8 protein-coding genes and 2 pseudogenes are annotated in these 22,493 nt (G+C 60.2%); 8 read left to right on the top strand and 2 right to left on the bottom strand.

Annotated elements, in window-relative coordinates:
• The 4 genes and pseudogenes from A1830_RS22385 to iclR form a co-directional block, all read left to right on the top strand.
• Positions 1–754: pseudogene (locus tag A1830_RS22385) on the top strand (RHS repeat-associated core domain-containing protein); the annotation flags it as partial.
• Positions 755–799: 45 nt separating this feature from the next.
• Positions 800–1,093 carry a TreTu family toxin gene (locus tag A1830_RS23055; protein ID WP_197473378.1) on the top strand — a complete coding sequence of 98 codons (294 nt, stop codon included), beginning with the start codon at positions 800–802 and terminating at the stop codon, positions 1,091–1,093.
• Complete coding sequence (locus A1830_RS19935; RefSeq protein WP_067710193.1) at positions 1,087–1,350, top strand: immunity protein TriTu family protein; 264 nt, start codon at positions 1,087–1,089, stop codon at positions 1,348–1,350. The genes A1830_RS23055 and A1830_RS19935 overlap by 7 nt, the downstream gene beginning before the upstream one ends.
• A 358-nt stretch (positions 1,351–1,708) precedes the next feature.
• Positions 1,709–2,542: a glyoxylate bypass operon transcriptional repressor IclR gene (iclR, locus tag A1830_RS19930; protein ID WP_067710191.1), complete on the top strand. Its 834-nt coding sequence runs from the start codon at positions 1,709–1,711 to the stop codon at positions 2,540–2,542.
• 456 nt (positions 2,543–2,998) lie between these two features.
• Here iclR and A1830_RS24120 read toward each other — a convergent pair whose 3' ends face one another.
• Positions 2,999–3,148, bottom strand: coding sequence for a hypothetical protein (locus A1830_RS24120; RefSeq protein ID WP_156485049.1), 150 nt, complete (start codon positions 3,146–3,148; stop codon positions 2,999–3,001).
• 894 nt (positions 3,149–4,042) lie between these two features.
• On the opposite strand from A1830_RS24120, the gene A1830_RS22815 reads away from it, so the two are divergent.
• Both A1830_RS22815 and A1830_RS19925 read left to right on the top strand, forming a co-directional pair.
• Entirely contained in the window at positions 4,043–4,183 is a 141-nt protein-coding gene (locus tag A1830_RS22815; RefSeq protein WP_156485048.1) for a hypothetical protein, read from the top strand.
• Between the two features lie 31 nt (positions 4,184–4,214).
• A complete protein-coding gene (locus tag A1830_RS19925) occupies positions 4,215–4,355 on the top strand; it encodes a hypothetical protein (RefSeq protein WP_369815729.1) in 141 nt (46 codons plus the stop codon).
• Between the two features lie 60 nt (positions 4,356–4,415).
• On the opposite strand, the pseudogene A1830_RS23545 reads toward A1830_RS19925, so the two are convergent.
• Positions 4,416–4,502, bottom strand: a pseudogene (locus tag A1830_RS23545) (hypothetical protein); the annotation flags it as partial.
• A gap of 603 nt (positions 4,503–5,105) precedes the next feature.
• On the opposite strand from A1830_RS23545, the gene A1830_RS19920 reads away from it, so the two are divergent.
• Both A1830_RS19920 and A1830_RS19915 read left to right on the top strand, forming a co-directional pair.
• Complete coding sequence (locus A1830_RS19920) at positions 5,106–21,461, top strand: SDR family NAD(P)-dependent oxidoreductase (protein WP_067710189.1); 16,356 nt, start codon at positions 5,106–5,108, stop codon at positions 21,459–21,461.
• Positions 21,458–22,477, top strand: a complete 1,020-nt coding sequence (locus A1830_RS19915) for an NAD-dependent epimerase/dehydratase family protein (RefSeq protein ID WP_067710187.1) — start codon at positions 21,458–21,460, stop codon at positions 22,475–22,477. Before A1830_RS19920 ends, A1830_RS19915 begins: the two co-directional genes overlap by 4 nt.
• The last annotated feature ends 16 nt before the right edge of the window (positions 22,478–22,493 follow it).

Genomic DNA, 22,493 nt, shown 5'->3' with positions numbered 1-22,493 from the left:
GAAACCTGGTCAGCCGCCGTAGCGGCCTGTATGAACAGCATTACGAATATGATGCGGAAAACCGGCTGATACACGCAGAAGGCACCGGCCCGCAGGGCCGCTTTACGGCACGCTACCATTATGATGCCCTGGGCCGTCGCACCCGTAAAACCGTCACCACACAGCGTGACACTACTGAGACCCGCTTCCTGTGGCAGGGCTTCCGACTGTTACAGGAGCAGCAGCAGAATGGGCAGTGCCAGACCTGTATTTACGACCCGAATGAAGCATACAGCCCGCTGGCGCGTATCGACCACCTGCGGGACGACAGCCGGGGTGAGATTTACTGGTTCAGTACCGACCTTAACGGTGCACCGCTGGATATCACTGATGAGCAGGGCCAGCTCCGGTGGAGCGGGCATTACGGCAGTTTTGGCGAGGTTACCCGGCAGACGGAAGGTTTTCACAAATTCGTGCAGCAAACTGCCCTGCACCATCAGCCGCTGCGCTATGCCGGGCAGTANTTGGCGAGGTTACCCGGCAGACGGAAGGTTTTCACAAATTCGTGCAGCAAACTGCCCTGCACCATCAGCCGCTGCGCTATGCCGGGCAGTACGCTGACAGCGAGACCGGCCTGCACTATAATCTGTTCCGGTATTACGATCCGCAGATTGGACGCTTTACGGTACAGGATCCGGTGGGGCTGTCGGGTGGCTGGAATCTTTACCAGTATGCACCGAACCCGCTGGGGTGGGTGGATCCGTGGGGGCTGGCTAATACCACCGTTGGTCGCTGGATGAGCCCATCAGAATATAATCAGATGATTAGCACGGGCAAAGTAGTTCAAAGTACAACGGGCACTACCCATGTTGCATCACCAGCAGATGTAGAGGCTTTTGGTAAACAGGCAAAATCAGGAACTATGTATACCGAATTTGATGTCCCCGAAGAGTCATTAATAAAAACCAATGAAGGCTGGGCAAAAATTGTCGGGCCTGATTCATTAGAGGGGCGCTTAGCTAAGCGTAAAGGCCAACCTATACCCGAAATGCCAATAGCTGAAAATATAACGGTTAAAGCGCACAAAACTGAAAAAGGTATAAAATCATGCTGACAGAAGTTATTGACTGGTTAAAAAAAAACTCCGCCCACCAGATCACTTTAAATGTAAATGAGTTTACCAAAAGTGTAGTCATCGATATTGATAATGATAGTAATCTGGCTCGACTGGTGTTTTGGGATGATAATAGCTGCATGCTTGAAGTTATGAACATAAATACGGGAGAATATATACTCAATGAACGACACGAGTTATCTGATGTGAAAGATTTCGTTAATATCTACGCAAAATTTGAACGTTCACTAACGTAGTCTATATAATCAACCGAATCGATAAAGATTCTAATATACATAGTTGAGTTAGAGCGGACTTTTCGGGAGCGTTGGTGAAGTCACTCGGAAGACGGAGAGCTTTTACCGCCTGAATAGCTGCGCAGAAGAGTAGATCACCTGAAGGGAACTCAGCCCGAATTGTGCGATCTGATCAATCGCCAAACCAACCAAAATCACTAACCGGACTGAGTTATACCGCATGGCCGGGGATCGCGCAGAGCCTGCCCAGAAGTATTTCCGCCTCTGCTGCATACTGATCCGACCAGATCGCGCCGCTTGCAAAATCGCCTGATAAAACGAAAATGGTTTCCATAATGTGAAAACGAAGGGATCCGCTATGACCACGCCAGCACTTATCAAACGCGGCAAGAAACCCCGCGCCGCGCAGGCGCAGCCCGCCCAGCCCGCCGGCCAGGTCCAGTCGCTGACCCGCGGCCTGAAGCTGCTGGAGTTTATTGCCGATGCCCACGGCAGCGTGGCGCTGACCGAGCTGGCGCAGCAGGCGGGATTACCCAACTCGACCACCCATCGCCTGCTGACCACAATGCAGCAGCAGGGATTTGTCCGTCAGGTGGGCGACCTCGGCCTGTGGACCATCGGCGCACACGCCTTTGTGGTGGGCAGCAGCTTTTTGCAGAGTCGTAACCTGCTGGCGCTGGTCCACCCGATGCTGCGCAAGCTGATGGAGGATTCGGGAGAGACGGTCAATCTGGCCGTGCTGGACATTAGCGATCGCCAGGCAGTGATTATCGACCAGGTGCAGTGTACCCAGCTGATGCGCATGTCTGCCCCCATTGGCGGCAAGCTGCCGATGCATGCTTCCGGCGCGGGCAAAGCCTTTCTGGCCAACCTCTCCGAGGCGCAGGTCAGCGAGCTGCTGCACCGGCAGGGGCTGCATTACTACACGCCGCGCACCCTGATGTCGCCGCACAGTCTGAAGGAGAACCTGGCGCTGGTGCGCAAGGTCGGTTTTTCCTTCGATGATGAAGAACACGCCCTGGGGCTGCGCTGCGTCGCGGCCTGCATCTACGACGAACACCGCGAACCCTTTGCCGCCATCTCCATTTCCGGCCCGGTGTCCCGCGTTACGGACGATCGTGTAACCGAGCTGGGCGCGCTGGTTATCGGCGCGGCGAAGGAGATAACCCGTGAATATGGCGGGTTGAGGTAACCTAAGGTTTCGGGCCAGTAACCCGGTACTGCGCGGTATTATGGCGGTGGTATGCCGCCGCTATGGCGATATATACGGTCATCATGACGGTACGGCATAAACCTATGCCCTGATTAATAACGCCAATTAACGGCTATTTGAACAGCTGAGGGGCAAAAGTACCGGATTGCCGGCATCGTAAGCCTGGTGCTGAATAACCATCCGAACGGCGGCAACTGCCGTGCCGATAAAACCGGTCGCGCCTGTAAGAAAAATTCGCATTTTCATCCGTCCTTCTGTGAGTATTAGATGACTTTCACAACCCGATGCGGCTATTTTAGATGCGGAACGTTATACAATCTATGCTGCAAATTCGCCGTTTTATGTCCGATCGTCCGGAGCAGGTTATGGATCCGCCTGGCTTTGCTGAATAAATCAGATTTTTTGGATAAGCATCCCCATAGCCGGTTACTGCTCTCAGGAAATACGCACACTTTCTGGCATTCCTTCCTTCGTCATTTTGTTCAGCGCACGCACCATGGCCAGATACTCTGTAATCTGACCACGGTTGATAAGAGCGTTGTTGTCGCTGCGCCAGTTAGTGATTCTGAACTTCTGCTTTGCCACGGGACGACCTGTGTTGCAGGGTAATGCGTGCTCTTATCCTTCAACTCAGAAATAGTTCGATTTATTCAAATAAGCCTTTCTGTGGCAGCGGTAATAGTTTTATCTTCTAGCTGATTGTTGTACGAAAGAAAATACTCATAACCGTTTTCCTTAAGGAGTTTTTACTGCCAGTCTGGAAGATGATTACTATAATTTCAGGCATCTGAATTTTTATAAGCCTTCGGCTTCATTTTTGAAATATTTTCCAATAAATTCTCATACTTTAATATTTTACTCTCAATCAATACTTCTTTTTTTTGAGAAGAGTTTGGATTGATCAGTTCACAATGCATCTTTTCATTTTTAACTGAGATGGTTTTTTCTGCAAATTAAATGTAATTCTTATTTTTTTCTGCCAGACTGAATGCAGCATTGCTGCTGTTTAAAATTTTGCATGAAAATAATTGACTATCTGCATCTTGTAATCCTTATGCCCCACCAGGTTAACAATTAATTTTACAAGTTAATTTGAGTTCCGCTTCCAAGTTTATCTACCAGGGCGGTGTTAGAACGGGATACTGGATTACCAGAACCTGATGACACAATCGCTGATACTACGCGCAAATCTACTGCATTATGGCGCCGATGCCCCCTGCCCAATCCGTGTATTGACTGCTTAACGTTATTGATGTTGCGTACCAACTCCGACGATGAATTGGTCTGATTGCGGACGTTTGCAGGTGTGCTGGCGACCCCGTAATTTTGAGAGCCACTACCAATTCCACTTACAGGCATATAAATATCCTCCTTAAAAAAAATATGTTTCAATATTAATAGAGTGGTAGATGAGATTTCTATAAAAAAACGATCATGGATAATTTAACAGTACTGGAAACTATGACATAAGAGAGGCCGGTGTTCGAAATCGCTGCACTGGACATTTATTCAGAATATGCCGCTTTGTCCTGGCTGACGACGGGGGGCAGGACGGGGCTGCTGGCCGGTATCGACCAGCAGGAAATCCAGAGCTACAACGAAGAAACAGCTGACGGCTGAGTGATGCGCCGCAGGGCAGGGAGCTTATCTGATGGTTTCAAGGAGGGTGCCGCAGAAGGGTGAAATCTGGCACGTTAATGGTGATCCGGTTGAAGGGCGCGAATTTAAAGGGCCGCATTATCACCTGGTAATTTCGCAGCGCAAGCTGTTAGCCGCGCTGAACGTATCCTGAACGGGGTTTTGTTGAATAAATCAGATTTTGGATAAGCATCCCCATAGCCGGTTACTGCTCTCAGGAAATACGCACACTCTCTGGCATTCCTGCCTTCTTCATTTTGTTCAGCGCACGCACCATGGCCAGAGACTCTGCAATCTGACCACGGTTGATAAGAGCGTTGTTGTCGCTGCGCCAGTTAGTGATTCTGAACTTCTGCATATGCTTTCACGTCTTCAACAAATTCATCATCATTAAACGGCAATTACGATCGGTTCTTTTACTGTGACCCTGCCCCAAAACCTCTGCGACAAACCGCCTGTTGAGGGGACTTTTTAAGCGCGGCTATCGCCCCCCCTCCCGATCGGGCCGCCCATTTATTAGAAACACTAATTTATCGATTCTGAGACCAGCAAAGGCCAGAGAAATGCTTACCCACGCCTTTTTCCTTCAAACTTACTGAACTCATCAGGGCCGTTCTGGAAACAGCGGGTGTTTTCAGAATCCCACATCCCTTCGGGCCCTTCCGCAGCACTTACTTCTGCGACCTAAAACCAGCAGGTCGTGCGACCTAGCGCGTTCAATGAAACATTTAGCAAACAAAATACATACATTAAAATAATATAATTAATGTTATTAATATAATCTGCGATTACCTTACTGGCTAACAAAAAATGTTGTCACTATGAATTATGTCCTTTTAATCAGTTAGTTATATAAATGCCGTGCGTTTTTAAACCACCTGTCAACCTAATCAATGAGAAGTAAATGGACATAGCAATCATTGGAGTTTCTTGTCAATTTCCTGATGCAAAAAATTATAGCGAATTTTGGAATAATGTCATAAACCATCGTAATTCTGTTACTGAAACATCAGGACTGCGATGGAATAGTTCAGATTTAAGGAAAAATTCAGATGATTATTCTGATTGCGCTCGGTCGCAGTGGGGTGCTTTTCTGGACAGAATTGATTGTTTCGACAACCAATTCTTTGGCGTTATTCCAAAAGTTGCTGAAACCATGGACCCTCAACAGAGGATTATGCTGGAACTCACCTGGTCCTGTCTGGAGGATGCCGGGATCCCTCCCTCCACGCTGAGGGGGAGCAAGGTTGGCGTGGTTATCGGCGTTTTCAACAACGATTACAAAGAGCTACAGGAAAACGCTGGCAGCCCTGTTGAGGCGCACCATGCCACCGGCACGGCTACCTCGATTATTGCTAACCGCATCTCACACTTTTTTGATTTTCGCGGGCCAAGCATGCCGATCGACTCGGCCTGCTCCAGCTCGCTGAGCGCAATTCACAGCGCGATCCAGGCCATTCAGCACGGTGACTGCGATATCGCCATCAGCGGGGGGATAAACCTTATCCTCACGCCGACCCGGCACACCTCTTTTGAAAAAATGGGCATGTTGTCGCCAACCGGTGCCTGCCACTCCTTCGATGCCGAAGCCGATGGCTACGTGCGGGGGGAAGGCGCTGGCGTGCTGCTGCTTAAGCCTTTAGATAAGGCGCTGATCGACGGCGACAATATCCACGGCGTGATCAAAGGCAGCGCGATAAACCATTGCGGCTCGACCTACACCCTCACCTACCCCAGCGCCTCTGCGCAGGCTGACGTGATAGTAGACGCCCATCTGCGCGCGGGCATTCCCATCAATACTGTTGGCCTGATTGAAGCACACGGCACGGGCACCCCGAAGGGCGACCCCATTGAGTTCGAGGGGCTGGTCAGGGCATTTGGTACCCTGGCGGAACAGCAGAAGGTCTCGCTGGAAAAGGCGTTCTGTGGCCTGACGTCGGCAAAATCTAATATCGGCCACCTCGAGGCTGCCGCAGGCGTGGCGGGGATCATCAAGGTGTTGCAGGCCTTCAAAAACCGCAGGCTGCCCCCGCTGCGCAGCTTTTCGGCGCTGAACCCCCGCATTGACGCCACCGCCACCCCGTTCTTCTTCGTGGATCGGGTAAGTGACTGGGCGCGAATCGAGCCGAACACGCCGCTGCGCGCGGGCGTCAGTTCGTTCGGGTTTGGCGGCACCAATGCCCATCTGGTGCTGGAAGAGCCGCCTGCCGATGCCGATCGCGGGCTCGCGGCAGATGAGCCTGCGGCGTATCGCGACTACCCGATCGCGCTGTCGGCAAAAACGCCGGAGGCGCTGCTGCAAAGCCAGCGGGATCTTGCGCACTGGCTCAGTGAAAATCCCGCTGTGCCGCTGGCCGATATCAGTACCACGCTGCTGACGCGTCGCGACAGCTTCGCCTGCCGTTTTAGCTGCGTAACCCGCGATGTGCCGGGCCTGATCGCCGCGCTGGAAAGCGCTATCGCCCCCGGCCCGCTTAAGGTGCCCGAGCACGCGAGGCAGGAGGCAGAGCAAGCCAGCGTCGAAGCGGCCGCGCTGCTCGATGAAATCGTCGGCGTAGCGGGGGAGTCGGCCGCGTTTGCAGCACTCCTGCAACGGCTGTGCGACTGCTATCAGCGCGGGGCGGAGGGTACCTGGGGCCAGCTGTTTAAGCAGGCGCGTTTCCGCCCAATCGGGCTGCCCGGCTATCCCTTTACCCGCAGCCATTTTTGGATCCCGACAGCCTGCCGCGCCGCGTCACCGCGCGCCGCCCTGCCCGCCCGGCTCAGACGCAGGGCTGACGGCGGGCGCTCCCGCTATCAGGGGCAGCTTGAGGGGGACGAGTTCTTTTTTGCCGATCACCAGATCGCCGGACAGGCTGTCCTGCCGGGCGTGATGTACCTGGAACTGGTTCGCGCCGCCCTCACCGATGCGGCCACGCTGAAAAATGACCACCGGCTGAGTTTTTCACAGGTGGCCTGGCTACGACCGCTGACGTATCAAAACGCGTCGCAGGACCTGCACGTTCAGCTGGACCCGCAGGAAGCGGCGCACTGGGGCTTTCAGATCCTCGGCAGCGACGACACCCTCTACTGCCAGGGAACGGTAGCGGCAGAAGGGATCGCGCCAGATTCATCTCCGCGTGCGGAGAGGATTTCGTCTGACTTATCTCCGCGTGTGGAGGGAGCTGCGCCTGACGCATCCCCGCGTGCGGAGAGTGATAGCGGCGTGCGCCTGCTGGATGCGGAAGCCTGCTACCAACAGCTCGATGCACTGCAAATGCACTACGGCGAGGGGTTAACCGCTCTGCGTCAGCTTGCTGCCGGCCCGCGTACCTGCGTCGCCAGCCTGGCGCTGCCTGATGCCCGGGGGACGGCCGCCCCTGCCAACTGGGTTATTCACCCCAGCCTGGCGGATGGTGCGCTACAGGCCGCGGTGATTTGGGTCGCCGGAATGCTGGACGCCGTGCAGCCGGACGAGAAGCTGAACGGCCCGATCGTTCCCTTTGCGCTGGAGAGGCTGGAGGTGCTGGGCTCCTGTAGCGCGACGATGACGGCTACCGTCACGCTTGCGGGAGAAAATACGCTTAGCGAAGGCGTGGCCAGGGTAGATATCAGCCTGGCCGATGCGGCGAACCCGGAGCAGATCGCGCTGCGTTTCTATGGCGTTACGCTTCGCCTGTCCGGGGAGCGTGCCGCGCAGGAAAACGCACATCGCGCCGCCGCCCCCTCTCTGACCCCTCATGAAGCGGCGAGCCTTTACCAGCCCTGGTGGATCCCACAGGCGGCGACAGAGGCAGAAGCGCCGCTCCGCCAGGTGCTGATTATCGGTGCAGCGCAGGATACTGAACGGCTCGCCAGCCTGCTGGCGCAGGGGGAAACCCCTCCGCAGATCCAGCAAATTCAGTTTGCATCCGCGGCCAACACCGGGACTCAACAGGGCGTTGTCTCTGTGCGGCCGGGTAACAGTGAAGATTTTATCGCGGCGGTTGATGGGCTGCTGGCGCAGGGCGCCACGCTGGATCGTATCCTGTGGGCCGCCCCCTCGCTTGCCGAAGAGGACTTTGCTGCGCGCCTGTGCGCCGGGCCGGAGAGCCTGTTTGCGCTAACCCGGGCGCTGATGCGCAAGGTGAAGAGCGTACGCTTTATTCATCTTCATCTTGTTACCCCGCGCATGCCCGATGTCGAAGCCCTCAGCGGTTTTTATCGCACCCTGCGCATTGAAAAACCGGCCTACGCGGGCCGCGTACTGTGCTGTGAGGGCGAAAACGACGCCGCACGACTGGCGGCGCTTATCAGCAACGAATTTAGCGACCCTTCAAAAGAGGCCGATGTACGCTACGTGCAGGGCGTGCGCCTGGTGCGCCGCTTTGCCGCTCAGGCGCAGTTGCCTGTTGCGCACCAGACGTGGCCACACACCGCCAGCGCCGCCCAGTCCAGCATGAATCCGTCGCTCTGTGAGCCGGTCAGGCTGCGCCAGCAGGGAACCTACCTGATCACCGGTGGGCTGGGCGGGCTGGGCCTGATCTTCGCCCGCTTCCTCTGTTCGCGCTTTGATGCCACCGTCTATTTGAGCGGCCGCTCGCAGCCCGGTGAAAAACAGCAGCAGCAGCTGATCGCGCTGACCGAACAGGGGGGAACCGCCCACTATGTCGCCTGTGATATCAGCGAGCGCGATGACGTACAGCGCCTGATCGACAGCGTTCGCCAGTCGGGCCGCGCGCTTAACGGCATTATCCACTCGGCGGGCGTGATTGAAGACAACTTCATTCTGCGCAAGAGTCCGGAGGCCTTTAAACGGGTTATCACGCCGAAGCTGATGGGAAGCTGGCTGCTGGATGCCGAAACGCAGGACTGTCCGCTCGACTTTTTTGCCCTGTTCTCCTCCGTCACCGGCGTGCTGGGCAATATCGGCCAGTGCGATTATGCCTTTGGCAACGCGTTTGAGGATTATTTCGCCAGCCACCGTAACCGGCTCCAGCAGCGGGGTGAACGCCCCGGCAAAACGCTGTCGATCAACTGGCCTTACTGGAAAGAGGGCGGTATGCGCCTCACCGACAAGGAAGAGGCCATTCTGAACCGCCATTTCGGGATTGTGCCGCTGCTGACCGATGAAGGCACCGCCATTTTCGAATATGCCCTCAACAGCCGCGCCTCGCAGGTGGTGGTAATGCCAGGGGATGCCGCGCGCATCGCGGAAGCGCTGAACGTGGTCGACCCCGCGCCGGTCAGTGAACCCCAGGGCCACGACGAGCCGCTTGCGGTGCAGGATACGGTGGTTGGCTATCTTTCCGACCTGTTTGCCCGTCGGCTGCGCATCCCGCCGCATTTCGAGCGCCACGGCTTCTTCCGTGACTACGGCTTCGATTCAGTGGTGGCGATAGAGCTGGTCAGCGAGCTGCAAAAGGTATTTGGCAAATCGCTGCCAATGACGCTGTTCTTCGAGCATCCCACGATGGAAGAACTGAGCCGCTTTCTGGTCGACAATTATCAGCAGGCCTGCAGCGCGCTGCTGCCTGAGACGGCTCCCCCTGCCGCCCCGACCGCTGCCGCCTTACGCCTGGCCCCACAGGACACGGCCGCATCCATACGTCCTGTCCAGAAGGGATCCGCGGTATCCCTGCGCCCTGCACGACAGGACAGCGCGGCCTCCGCCGGGGCAGCGGAGGCGGCGTTAAAAACGCAGCACGGCTATGAGGGGGACATTGCCATTACCGGCCTTGCCGGACGCTATCCCGCAGCAGAAAATCTTGAGCAGTTCTGGCAGAACCTGAGCCAGGGACGTGATTCTGTGACTGAGGTCCCTGCTGAACGCTGGGAAGAGGCGCGCTGGTTCCAGCCAGGGGCGGCAACGCCCGGTAAAAGCTACAGCCGCTGGGGCGGCTTCCTCTCCGACGTCGGGCGTTTTGACCCACGCTATTTCAATATCTCCCCGAAAGAAACGGAGATTATGGATCCCAACGAGTGGCTCTTTCTGGAAACCGCCGCGCAGGCCATTGAGGATTCAGGCTATACCGCTGACCGGCTGGCCTCCCCGCTGCGCGGGCAGGAAAACCGCGTCGGCGTGTACGTCGGCATTATGTGGGGCGACTATCAGCTTCACGCGGTCACCAGCCCCGAGGCGGAGTGGACCACATCGCACTCCTCTTACTGGTCGGTGGCCAATCGGGTTTCGCACTTCTTCAATTTTTCCGGCCCGAGCCTGGCGATCGATACCGCCTGCTCCTCCTCCATTACCGCCATCCATCTGGCCTGCAATGCCCTTCGCAGCGGCGAGATATCGGTTGCCATCGCGGGCGGCGTCAACCTGTCCCTGCATCCTTACAAGTACCATTTGCTCTCTAATATGCACTTCCTCTCGACGGATGGGCGCTGCCGCAGCTTTGGCGAAGGTGGCAGCGGTTATGTCCCGGGTGAAGGCGTCGGCGCGGTGGTGCTTAAACCCCTCGCGCAGGCGCAGGCGGATGGTGACGCTATTTACGGCGTGATCCGCGGCAGCGCGGTCAATCACGGCGGGAAAGCGTCCGGCTTCACCGTGCCGAATGCGAAACGCCAGGCCGATCTGGTGACGGATGCGCTGGCGTCGGCGGGCGTTGACCCGCGCCATATCAGCTACGTTGAAGCACACGGAACGGGAACGAAACTCGGCGATCCTATTGAAATCAGCGGGCTGAACAAGGCTTTCACCGTGGCGGGCGAACCTGCCGGCCGCTGCGCCATTGGCTCGGTCAAGGCCAATATCGGGCATCTGGAGGCGGCTGCCGGGATGGCATCCCTGACCAAAGTGCTGCTGCAACTCAAGCATCAGACGCTGGTGCCCTCCATTCAGTCACAGGTTATCAACCCTTTTATCGACTTTCAGAGCGGTCCCTTCCACGTTCAGCAAACGCTGGCCCCGTGGCAGCGCCCGGTGGTGAACGGCCTCTCAGAGGGAGGCACCGCCGTTCCCCGCGAGCTGCCGCGCATCGCCGGGATTAGCGCCTTCGGTGCCGGCGGCAGCAACGCGCATATGATTGTGGAGGAGTACGCTGAACCCCTGCGCGCAGCGGATGAGACGGGCCAGCCCGCGCTTATCGTGCTCTCTGCCCGTCGCGAAGCGGCGCTGCTGACGATGGCCGAACGGCTGGCCACCTTTATTGAGCAGCATCCTGACCTGTCGCTACAGGACGCGGCCTGGACGCTCCAGGTTGGGCGCGTTGCACACGAACACCGGCTGGCGCTGGTGGCGGAGAAAGCCGAGGATGCCGTCAAAGCGCTGCGCGCCTTTACGCAGCAGCATCTCTCCGGGCTGATGACGGGCCATCGTGATAACGCCCGTCAGGCGACGAACACGCCGCCGCTGGCCGAGTGGATCCGCCAGGGCCGCCTTGGCGCGCTGGGTGAGGCCTGGGCGAATGGCCACGCCGTCGACTGGTACGCACTGCACGCCGGTCATTTACGTCGACGCGTCTCGCTGCCCGGCTACGCCTTCCAGCGTCAGGATTGCTGGGCGCCGGCCGCCCCTGCAACACCGCGCACCGCCGCGCTGCATCCGCTGATTGATAGCAATATTTCTACCCTTGCCGAACAGGCTTTTCACAAAACGCTGCGGGCGGATGAATTCCTGCTAAATGACCACCGGCTGGGCGAGAATCGCATCCTGCCAGGTGCCGCCTGCATTGAAATGGCGCTAACCGCCAGCGAACTCGCCCTGAAAGGGAACCCGCTGCCCGCGACGGGCGATTTGCCTGCCCTGTCGCAGATGGAGGATGTGCAATGGCTACGACCCGTTGCGGTCAGCGGCTCGCTTGAGATCGGCATTGCCCTGCTGCCATCGCGCGGCGGGCTTGAGTTTGACCTCTACCGCACCGAGGCGGAACACCGGCACACCTGCGCGCGCGGACGGCTGAGTCCCGGCACCGCATCGCCGCCCCCGGCGGTTGATCTGAATCGCTTTTTTGACGGCGGCCAGATGCTGCAACGCACTGAGCTGAACGCTGCGTTTACCCAGCGTGGCTTCACCTTTGGCCCGGCGTTTCAGATCCTCGAACGCCTCTGGTTCAGTGCCGACGAGGCGCTGGCGGAGCTGAAATTCCCCGGCGGGCTGAACAGGGTTCCCCTGCTACAGCCGTTTATTCTGCCGCCGTCGCTGCTGGATGGGGCATTCCGCACGGTATTAGGCATCGGTGGCCTCACTGCGGCGAAAAACGTCATTGAGGTCCCGGTTGCGCTGGCGCGCTTGCAGGTGTTCGGCCCGGTTAACGCCGTCTGCTATAGCTGGGCGCGCCGTCATACCGCCCAGGCGGCAGGCGCTACCGCCACCCACTACGATATCGATTTGCTCGATAGCGCAGGCGGCGTGGTTGTCAGGATCGAACGGCTACAGACCCAGCTCGCCCCCCACCTGGGGCTTCAGGCCAGCGCGGGTGCGTCACACAGTGCCAACCGGGCAGTCAGCGCAGGTATATCGCACAGTGCCAACCGGGCGGTCAGCACAGGCATCGCGCACAGCACGGACATATCACACAGTACAAACCGACCGCCTGGCGCGACGGCGGCTGCGCCGCTTCACGCCGTGGCGGCGGCACCGCAGGCGAAAGCTACCGTTCTGCCTGCGGCGGACTCGCCCCGCGAGAGCGTCCTTAACCTGCTGATCGCCAGGGTTATCGAGGTAACCAGGCTTGATGCGGGAGAAGTGAGTGCCACGACGCTGCTCGCCGATTACGGTCTGGATTCAATCATGATTCTGGCACTGAACGAAACGCTTACGGCGGCGTTCGGAGAGGTGCCGCAAACGCTGTTCTACGAATACGAAGACCTCGCCTCGCTGGCCGACTTCCTGATTGAGACCTGCGGCGACCAGGCCGCCGCCCTGCAGCCAGCGGCCGCCAGGGTAGCGGTAGCGGCACCCGTGCTGTCGCTGGTGGCAGCAGAGGCAGCAGAGGCAGCAGAGGCAGCAGAGGCAGCAGAGGCAGCAAGTAAACCGCTGTCGCCACTGATAGCAATGGATGCTGCGGATAAACCGGCGCTGAACCCATTATCAGGGGCGGCGGGGTCGCCTGATGACCTGCCTGGAACGCGCGATCTTCTGTCTGTCATCAGCGATGACCTGCCTGGAACGCGCGATACCCTGCTCGCGGCCATGACGGCGGCGCTGGACTCTGCGGCGGCAGGCTGTACCTGCCAAACCCCGCTGTACCTGTGGCCGGTGGATACCATTAGCCAGATCCGGCTTCAGGCCGAGCTGGAGAGGCATTTCGCTGGCGTCAGCGCAAACCATCTCTATTTCCACACGACCCTGGATAGCTGGGCGGCAGAGATTGACGCCGATGACCCGGCGAAAGCCAGTGCAAATACGCCGCGCTCCGCCACGGCCTTATCGGCAACAAATACGCGTTCGGCGCATAGCGCGCCCGCGTCTGCGCCGCATTTGCGGCTGAGCCTGGCGGAGCTGCTGAATTCATCCCGTGCCGACACGCTGAAGCGACACGCCGGGTTAAGCCCGCAGGAAACGGAGGCCCGGCAGGATATCGCCGTTATCGGGCTAAGTGGCCGCTATCCGGGTGCCCGCAACCTTGAGGAGTTCTGGGCCAACCTCTGCGCCGGAAAGGACAGCATCACGGAAATCCCGCTGTCGCGCTGGGACGTCAGCGGACACTACTCCCCCGAGCGGGGAAGCAAGGATTCGGTGTACAGCAAGTGGGGCGGATTTATTGACGATATCGACCAGTTCGATACCCAGTATTTCAATATTTCTCCGCGCGAAGCGGAGCTGCTGGATCCCCAGGAGCGGCTTTTCCTGCAAACCGCGTGGGAGTGCGTTTCCGATGCCAGCTATTCGCGCCAGGCGCTGAGCAGGTCGCAGGTCGGCGTCTACGTTGGCGTCATGTGGGGCCAGTATCAGTTTATCGAGACCACCGCCAAACAGCACGAGTCGGGCTGGGCGATGGCGCTGCACTCTTCGGTAGCCAACCGCGTCTCCTTCTACTTCAACCTTGACGGTCCCAGCGTCGCGCTGGACTCGATGTGTTCATCATCCCTGACCGCCCTGCATATGGCCTGCCAGGCCATTCACAGCGGTGACTGCAACATGGCGATCGCGGGTGGGGTCAATCTCATCGTCCATCCGATGAAATATTACCAGCTGGGTCAGAACCAGTTCCTCTCCAGCGACGGCCGCTGCCGCGCCTTTGGTGAAGGTGGCGATGGCTACGTGCCGGGAGAGGGCATGGGCGCCGTGCTGCTCAAGCCGCTACAGCAGGCGCTGGAAGACGGTGACCAGATTTATGGCGTCATCAAGGCCACGGCCATCAATCACGGCGGCAAAACCAGCGGCTTCACGGTGCCGAATCAGGCCGCGCAAAGCCAGGTCGTCAGCACGGCGTTCCAGCGCGCGGGCTGGCAGCCTGGCTCGCTGAGCTATATCGAAGCGCACGGCACCGGCACTTCGCTGGGCGATCCCATTGAAATCGCCGGTCTGACGAAGGCCTTCTCGCGCATTTCGGCTGAAACGGGAGGCGCGCAGCAGCCTCAGCCGGGCCAGTGCCGCATCGGATCGGTGAAAAGTAATATCGGCCACCTGGAGTCCGCTGCGGGTATCGCCGGACTGACCAAAATCCTGCTGCAAATGCGACATCGCAGGCTGGTGCCGTCGCTGCATGCCGACAGGCTCAACGAGAAAATCAACTTTACCGCCTCGCCGTTCCGCGTGGTACGCGCGCTTGAGAAGTGGGAGTCGACGCCCGATCTGCCGCGACGAGCGGGCCTGAGCGCGTTCGGTGCAGGGGGGTCAAACGCGCACGTCCTGATTGAAGAGGGGCCGCGCCCTGCCTCATCCGCCAGTGCAGCTGCTGAACCCCGGCTGTTTGTCCTCTCGGCGGACAGCGACGCGCGTCTGGCGCGCTATGTGGAGCGGATGATCGCTTTTCTGAGCCGCATCGCACGCGACCCTGACGCCGCGCCTGACTTCGCGTCGCTGGCTTACTCCTCGCTGATTGGGCGGGATGCCATGACCGAACGTCTGGCGGTGGTGACGGGAAGCGCGGGAGAACTCCTTACGCAGCTTGAGCAGTACCGCGATAAAGGCGCGGCCACGCAGCTCTACCGTGGGCGACTGGTCGGCAGCAACGACCGGCTGGATACTATCCTGGCGGCGGCGCAGCTTGATGAACTGGTAGATAGCCTGGTTCAGGCGCGGCAGCTGACCCGGCTTGCCCGCCTGTGGACCACCACGCTGGACCTCAGCTGGGATCGCTACGCCAGGCCACTGTTTGACAGCGCCTCCGCGCCGGGCGCGGTGCGGCGCGTCTCCTTCCCGCCGCTGCCGCTGATAACGCGCAGGCACTGGCTGGAACTGCCTTCCGCTCAGCCCGGTCAGGGCCGCGCCAGCGCGCTGCATCCGCTGCTTGACGAAAATATCTCGACGCTCTCACGTCAGGGATTTAGCAAGCAGTTTACCGGGCGGGAAAGCTATCTTCGCGACCATGTGATTGATACCGGCGAGCCGCGGATGATACTGCCTGGCTCGGCCTGGCTTGAAATGGTGCGGGCGGCGGGCGAACGGGCGATTGATGACGGCTGGAAGGTCGGCGCCATCCGCAATCTGATGTGGATGACGCCCGTCGAAGTAGAGGGTACGCCCGTGGATATTGACGTCGGGCTGGCGCATCAGGGCGGTGAGAGCGTCCGCGTGGAGGTGCTAAACCTCGCCACCCACCAGTTGGCCATAGAGGCAGAGGTGGTGTATTACCCCGACGCGTCTGACGCCGCGGACGAATGGATCGACCTTGCCGCGCTGCGCGCCGCCGGGAAACGCGAGGATGACCAGGCCGCGTTCTACGCTGAATTTGCGCAAATGGGCTTTGCTTATGGCCCGAGCTACCGGGTGACGCGTGAGCGCTATCGCTTCGCCGACTCGGCGCTAAGCCACCTCTGCCTGCCGGAGACCGCTGCCGCCACGGCCGATGCGTTTTACCTGCACCCTTCCCTGCTGGACGGTGCGCTGCGCACCTGCCTGGCGGTCGGGCTGGAGCCGTCTGGCTACACCCTGCCGATGGTGCCGTTTTTCCTCGGCGAACTGGCGCTGCGCCATCCGCTGGGCCGTGAGTGTTATGCCTGGGTCACCCCGGCGCAGTCGCGCACCCAGGACGACGACCTTAACAGCAGCGTGCGCAAGTTCGATATTACTCTGATGGATACCGAAGGCCGCGTGCTGGCCCGACTGACGGACTTTGCGGCGCGGATGCTGACCGGCAGTGACAGCAGTGACAGCAGTGACAGCAATATTAGCAGCGATGGCAACAGCGCGAACGCCGTTCCGGCGCAGCAGGCGGTGCAGTTCTATGGCTATAGCTGGGTTGAATCGCCCCTGCCCGCCGCCCGGTCGGCAGGCGGTGACCTGGCCTGTTCGCGAAGCGGTAACGCCGCCGTGCCCCAGGTGCTGGTCATCAGTCAGGATCCCTCGCTGGCTGAGGCCCTGCGCGGGCTTTATGGCGACAGCGCCAGGGTCATTGCCGTGACGCCAGGCAGTGAGTTTGTTCAGCATGACGCGCACCGGTTCAGCGCCGATCCGCTGTCGATCGCCAGCATGCAGACGCTGTGCGCGCAGCTCGACGCACAGCAGCTCTGGCCCAGCCATATCGTTGAGGCATCCGGCGCGGATACGCACTTTGACCCGTTGCTGGACGACGGTTGTACCGCACGACTGCATAGCGGCCTGCAGACGCTGCGCTCGCTGTTTGTTGCGCTGGAGCGGGTGAAGCCGGGCCAGGCCCTGCGCTGCGCCAGCCTGTATGTCGCACAGCCGAACCGGGCCGAACCGCAGAATGATGCGCTGAGCGGCTATGCACGCTCGCTGCTGACCATCAACCACCGCTTTGAGCTGTTTACGCTGCGCAGCGATACCGGGGACAGCGCCGCGCTGGCCGGATGCGTCTGGCGGGAGTTCGTGCAGCGTCCCGCATCCGAAGCCGGGCTGGAGCTGGCGTACTGGGGCGGCAAACGCTACCAGCGCCAGCTCAGCGAAATAACGCCTCCGGTCGCAAACGACGATGCGCGCCTGCCATTTGTCCGTCAGGGCTGCTATCTGATCACCGGCGGCGCAGGCAAGCTGGGCCTGCTGATGGCCCGCTATCTGGCGTCACACTATCAGGCGCGCCTGGTGTTAAGCGGGCGCGCTGCCCAGCCGGGTGAATCCGTCCAGCAGCAGCTGGCGATGATGCGCGAGCAGGGTGCGGAAGTGTGCTACGTCGCCGCGGATATCGCCCAGCCGGGCGGTGCCGACGCGCTGGTAGCACAGGCGAAAGCGACATTTGGCTCGCTGAATGGCGTGCTTCACTGCGCGGGCGTCGCCAGCGCCACGCCTGTCACCGAGCTGGACGATGCGGAGTTTGCCGCGCTGATTGGCCCTAAAGTCGATGGCCTGGTCGCGCTCGATCGCGCCACGGCGCAGGAGCCACTCGCCCTGTTCGTCAACTTCTCCTCTGTCTCGGCGGTGCTGGGCGATCTCGGCTCGGGTGCCTATGCCGCAGGCAACCGGTTTATGGACAGTCATGCCGTCTGGCGTACCGCAATGGTCAGTCAGGGCCTGCGTTCAGGCCAGAGCCTTTCCGTCAACTGGCCGCTGTGGGCCAGCGGGCAGATGGATATCACCGCCGATGATGTCTCGCTGTTTGAGTTTTCCGGCATGGCGGCGCTGGAGGCAGATGCCGGTATTGATGCCCTCAGGCGCGCCCTGCTTGAACAGCGCCCTGAGCTGCTGGTGATGGTCGGCGACCGCGTCAAAATCGCCCGCGCCCTGCGTATCCAGGCCGATCCACGTCGGGCCGATACGGCGAAACCGCAGGGAGATCGCGCGGTGGCTCATGGCGGTGCGGCGGCGGCGGCGCATAGCACGGTGTCTCATGGCGGTTCGGCGGCGGCGGCGCATAGCGCGGTGGCTTATAAGGACTTCGCGCCCGCATCGCATAGCGCGGCGGCTTCGACCGACGCAGCTTCGGCAGCACAACATCGTGCCCTGACTCAGGCTGAAAACGCGCTCAGGGCGCATATCTCGGCGATCACCAAAATGCCCGCCAGCGAGATCGCCGTGGATGCCACCTTTGAGCAGTTGGGTATGGATTCCGTCATGCTGATGGAGCTGCGCGCGCTGCTGGAAAAAGAGTATGAAGGGCTCTCGAAAACGGCACCCTTTGAGTTTGATACCACCTCGAAGCTCGCCGCACACCTGCACCAGCGCTATGGCGCAGGCCTGCCACCGCAAGCAGCGGCGGCACAGCCACAGGCCGCCCTGGCCGCGGCTCAAAGCGCCACCGCAGCGGACACCGCACAGATTGTCGGACAACGCCGCGATACCGCAGTGAATACGGCACAAATCGCGGGACAACATCGCAGCCGCGCAGCAAATACGTCAGCTATTGCCGGACAACGCCGCGATACGGTAGCGAAAATCGCACAGAATGCCGGTAAGCGTAGCGAATCCGACCACATCCTGCGTTCGCGCTTTATGCCGACATCCTCCTTACCCGCCAGCGTGCAGAGCGACAGCGAGGCGGTGGCGATTGTCGGCCTTGCCGGAGAATTCCCCGGAGCCGACAGCCTGGCTGCGTTCTGGGACAATATCCAGGCGGGCAAAGAGTGCCTCAGCGCCATTCCACAGGCGCGCTGGACGGTCCGGGCGGATGATAACGGGAACCCGCGCTACGTCAATCGCGGCGGCTTCCTCGACAATGCGGATCGTTTCGATCCCGATATGTTCCGCATGACGCTTGAGGAGGCCAGCCGCCTTGATCCCCAGGTACGCGTGCTGCTGCGCTCGGCGTGGCACGCGCTGGAGGATGCGGGCTATACGCCATCGTCGCTCAGGGCGCAGCAGGTCGGCGTTTACGTCGGCGCGATGAACGAGGACTTCACCTGGATTATGTCCGGCCTGTATGCGGAAACGGGCGTCTATCCCGGTGCGGGTTCCGTGGTCAGCGAGCTGGCTAACCGCATCTCCTTTTTGATGAATCTGCGCGGGCCGAGTCTTAGCATCGCGGCCACCTGTGCCTCATCGCTGACCAGCGTGCACCTTGCGCGGCGGGCCATTCTCGGCGGCGAGTGTGATATGGCGCTGGCGGGCGGCATCAACCTCAGCCTGCACCCCAGCAAATATATGCTGCTGCAAAATATGAAAGTGCTGTCGCCGCACGGCAGCGAACGCACCTTTGACGATCGGGCCGATGGGCTGATCCCCAGCGAAGGATCCGGCATGGTGGTGCTAAAAAGGCTCAGCCGTGCGCGGGAGGATGGCGACCATATCTACGGCGTGCTGCGCGGTTCGTGCATCGGCCACGCGGGTACCGGTGCCGGGCAATATATGCCCAGCCTGGCAGTGATGGAAGAGACGGCCAGCCGGGCGCTGAACGAAGCGCAAATTGATATCCGTGAGCTGACCTATATCGAAAGCCACGGTGCCGCGACCGAGCTGGGTGACCCCATTGAGCTGAAGGCGCTGGCTAATGCGCTGCGTCGGCAGACGGATGCCTCGCAGTTCTGCTCGCTGGGAACGAAAGCGAACCTCGGGCATATGGAGGCCGCATCCGGCATCTGTTCGCTGATCAAGGTGCTGTTAAGTATGCAGCATGGGCGGATATCGCCCTGCGCAAACCTGACCCACATCAACGCGTCTTTCGATCATCAGGCATCGCCCTTTACCTTCCCGCGTGAGGCGTGCGACTGGAGCCGCAATGCGCGAGGTTCCCGCCTGGCGGGGATCAACTCCTTCGGCATGGGCGGTTCCACCGCATTTGTCGTTGTGGAGTCGCCAGAGGCCGACGCGCCGCAGCCTGTTGCGGGCAGCGACAGGGATGTCACCCCGCAGATTGTGGTGCTCTCCGCGCGCCGGGCTGAACGCCTGACCGCTTATGCCAGCGCCCTGCGGGACTTTGTGCAGATGCAGGGCAGCAGGCTGAATCTGGCCGATCTCGCCTGGACCAGCCAGACCGGACGAGTCGCCTTTGAAAACCGGCTGGCGGTGGTGGCAACCAGCAGCAGTGACCTGCTGGCGAAGCTGGGATCCTTTATTGCCGACCCTGACGCCGGCCAGGCAAACCCTGACATTTACAGCGGCAACGTGCGCGAGCGGAGCGAAGTCTCGCAGCTGATCGCCGGTGAGGCAGGAAAAAGCTTTGTCCGCGAACTGGTGCAAACGCAGCAGCTTGCGCGAGTGGCGGCGCTCTGGTGCCGCGACTGTGACGTTGACTGGATGCTGTTACACCGCGATGCCCCGCGTCAGCGCGTGGCCTTTCCTGGCTATCCCTTCGCAAGCGAGCTGTGCGACCTCTATGCCGCCCTGCGTGTTGACGCGCCGCGCCGGGCCGCAGCCGATGAAACGGCCTCTGCTGCGGTGCCGGTTCCGGTGTCCGGGGCGATTGAGGGCCCCGCGTTTCCTCAGGCGTGGTTTGCTTCCCGGCTAAGCGACCGCAAAGCCGTGGCGCTGAGCAAAAAGCAGCTGAAAGCGTTCTGGACGAGCGAAACAGCAAGCTGCACGGAGTCAGGCTCGCTGCTGACCGCCCTGGGCCTTATCACCGGGGAAAGCCAGGAGGACGCTTTCCGCACGTTAGCCGGACATTGTCTGGTGGAGCGGCAGCCGGGTAGCGATACCGTAGCGGCGCTGCAGGCCTGCACGCAGCGTCTGGAAATAAGCCTGGAAACGCTGATCGCCGCAGGCTGGGCGCTGCTGATCAACCGCCATACGAAAGCCACCGCCCCGGAGTTCGGCTGGCTGCGATCCGCCGGATCGGATCGCGAATCGCCGCTAACCCCCCTGCCGGTGAGGATCCAGGCCGTCGGGCGACAGAAGATCGCCCCCTGGCTCGCGGCCATAGAGGAACAGCTTGCACAGCGCCTCGATCATGCTGGCACCGCGCCAGGACAGATTGCGCCGTGGACGCGCGGCATCGCCCCGTTTGAAAGCGCGCTAATCCTGACCGACCCCGCCACAGACACCGTCCCCGCCACGGCTACTGTCAGCGCCAGTGAGGCTCGCCTGGTTGATGATCTTTTCGCCGCTCACCCCACGCTGCATCTGGCGCTGTGGGTCCAGGTTGAGGCACATGGCCTGCATTTACGCCTGGGTTATCGGGCGGACAATCTGCCTGCCGCACCGCTGGAGCCGCTGCTGGAGCAGCTTGAGATCCTGCTTGAAGGACTCGCCAGCCACCCTGACCGCAACCCGGCAGCGCTGACGATGCGCAGCAAACACGAAGGGCGAAAAGCCTTCTGGAACACGCTTGAACAACTTAATCCGCAGGAGCAGGCCCAATGAAAGTATTGCTTACGGGTGCGAACGGGTTCGTCGGACTCAACGTGGTGACCGCGCTGCTGGCGGCGGGTCATCAGGTGACGGCCTGGGTGCGTCCCACCTCCAATCTGACCTTCCTTAAGCCTCTCGGCGTCGACCTGTTGCAGGGAGAGCTGCACGACCGGGTGGCGCTGCGTACGGCGATGGAGAGGCATGACGCCGTGATCCATACGGCAGGGAATACCAGCAGTAACCGTCGTGACTGGCCGCTGCTGGAAGCGGCGAATATTGCAGGCACCCATGCGGTCACCGACGCGGCGCTGGAGAGCGGTATCGCACGCCTGGTCTATACCAGCACCACGTCGACCATTGGTGCCCGTAACGACCCGTACGCCCTGGCGACCGAAGAGACGCCGCTGCGCGGTTTTCGCGCGCGCAATCCCTATGCCATCAGCAAACTCCGCGCCGAGACGCTGGTGCGCCGCGCCTGCGACCGCGGGCTGTCTGCGGTGATCCTCAATCCCGCCGAAGTGCTGGGCGCATTTGATTATTCCATGCAGTGGGGGCGCATGGTGCTGGCGGTTTACCACAACCAGCTCCCCTTTATGCCGCCGGGCGGCGCCAGCTTCTGCGCCGCCGCCGATGTCGGCCAGGCGCACGTCAGCGCGCTGACGCGCGGTCGCAGCGGCGAGAACTACATCATTGCCGGGACCAACGCGCACTATACCGAGCTGATCGCCAAAATCGAATCGGTCCTGCTGCGTAAGGTGGATGTCCCGCAAACCCATTATTCGCGTTTCTGGCTGAAAACGCTGTTGCAGGAAAAACTCCCCTGGCTGGTGCGCGGCGAACCGGTAGTCGATGCCTATCGTCTGCGCGTATTCGGCGGGGTTTATTACTTCAGCAGCGCCAAAGCAGAGCGCGAACTGGGCTATCAGCCCACTTCCCTGCGCCGAATGGTAAGCGACTGTGCCTCCTGGTATGAGGCCAATGGCTTTATTGCATCCGGGCAACCTGAAACATCCTCCGTGAAAGAGTAACCCTCTAAGGTGTCGT

Origin of the sequence: Erwinia sp. ErVv1 (assembly GCF_900068895.1) — a bacterium.
GTDB lineage: Bacteria > Pseudomonadota > Gammaproteobacteria > Enterobacterales > Enterobacteriaceae > Erwinia.
The sequence above is the reverse complement of the archived record's forward strand: the minus strand, read 5'-3'. Positions and strand labels throughout refer to the sequence as shown.

Excerpts from the sequence above, each read along its gene's own strand:
- iclR (WP_067710191.1), top strand. The coding sequence starts at position 1,709 with ATGACCACGCCAGCACTTATCAAACGCGGCAAGAAACCCCGCGCCGCG.
- A1830_RS23055 (WP_197473378.1), top strand. The coding sequence starts at position 800 with ATGATTAGCACGGGCAAAGTAGTTCAAAGTACAACGGGCACTACCCAT.
- A1830_RS19925 (WP_369815729.1), top strand. The coding sequence starts at position 4,215 with ATGGTTTCAAGGAGGGTGCCGCAGAAGGGTGAAATCTGGCACGTTAAT.
- A1830_RS19935 (WP_067710193.1), top strand. The coding sequence starts at position 1,087 with ATGCTGACAGAAGTTATTGACTGGTTAAAAAAAAACTCCGCCCACCAG.
- A1830_RS19920 (WP_067710189.1), top strand. The coding sequence starts at position 5,106 with ATGGACATAGCAATCATTGGAGTTTCTTGTCAATTTCCTGATGCAAAA.
- A1830_RS19915 (WP_067710187.1), top strand. The coding sequence starts at position 21,458 with ATGAAAGTATTGCTTACGGGTGCGAACGGGTTCGTCGGACTCAACGTG.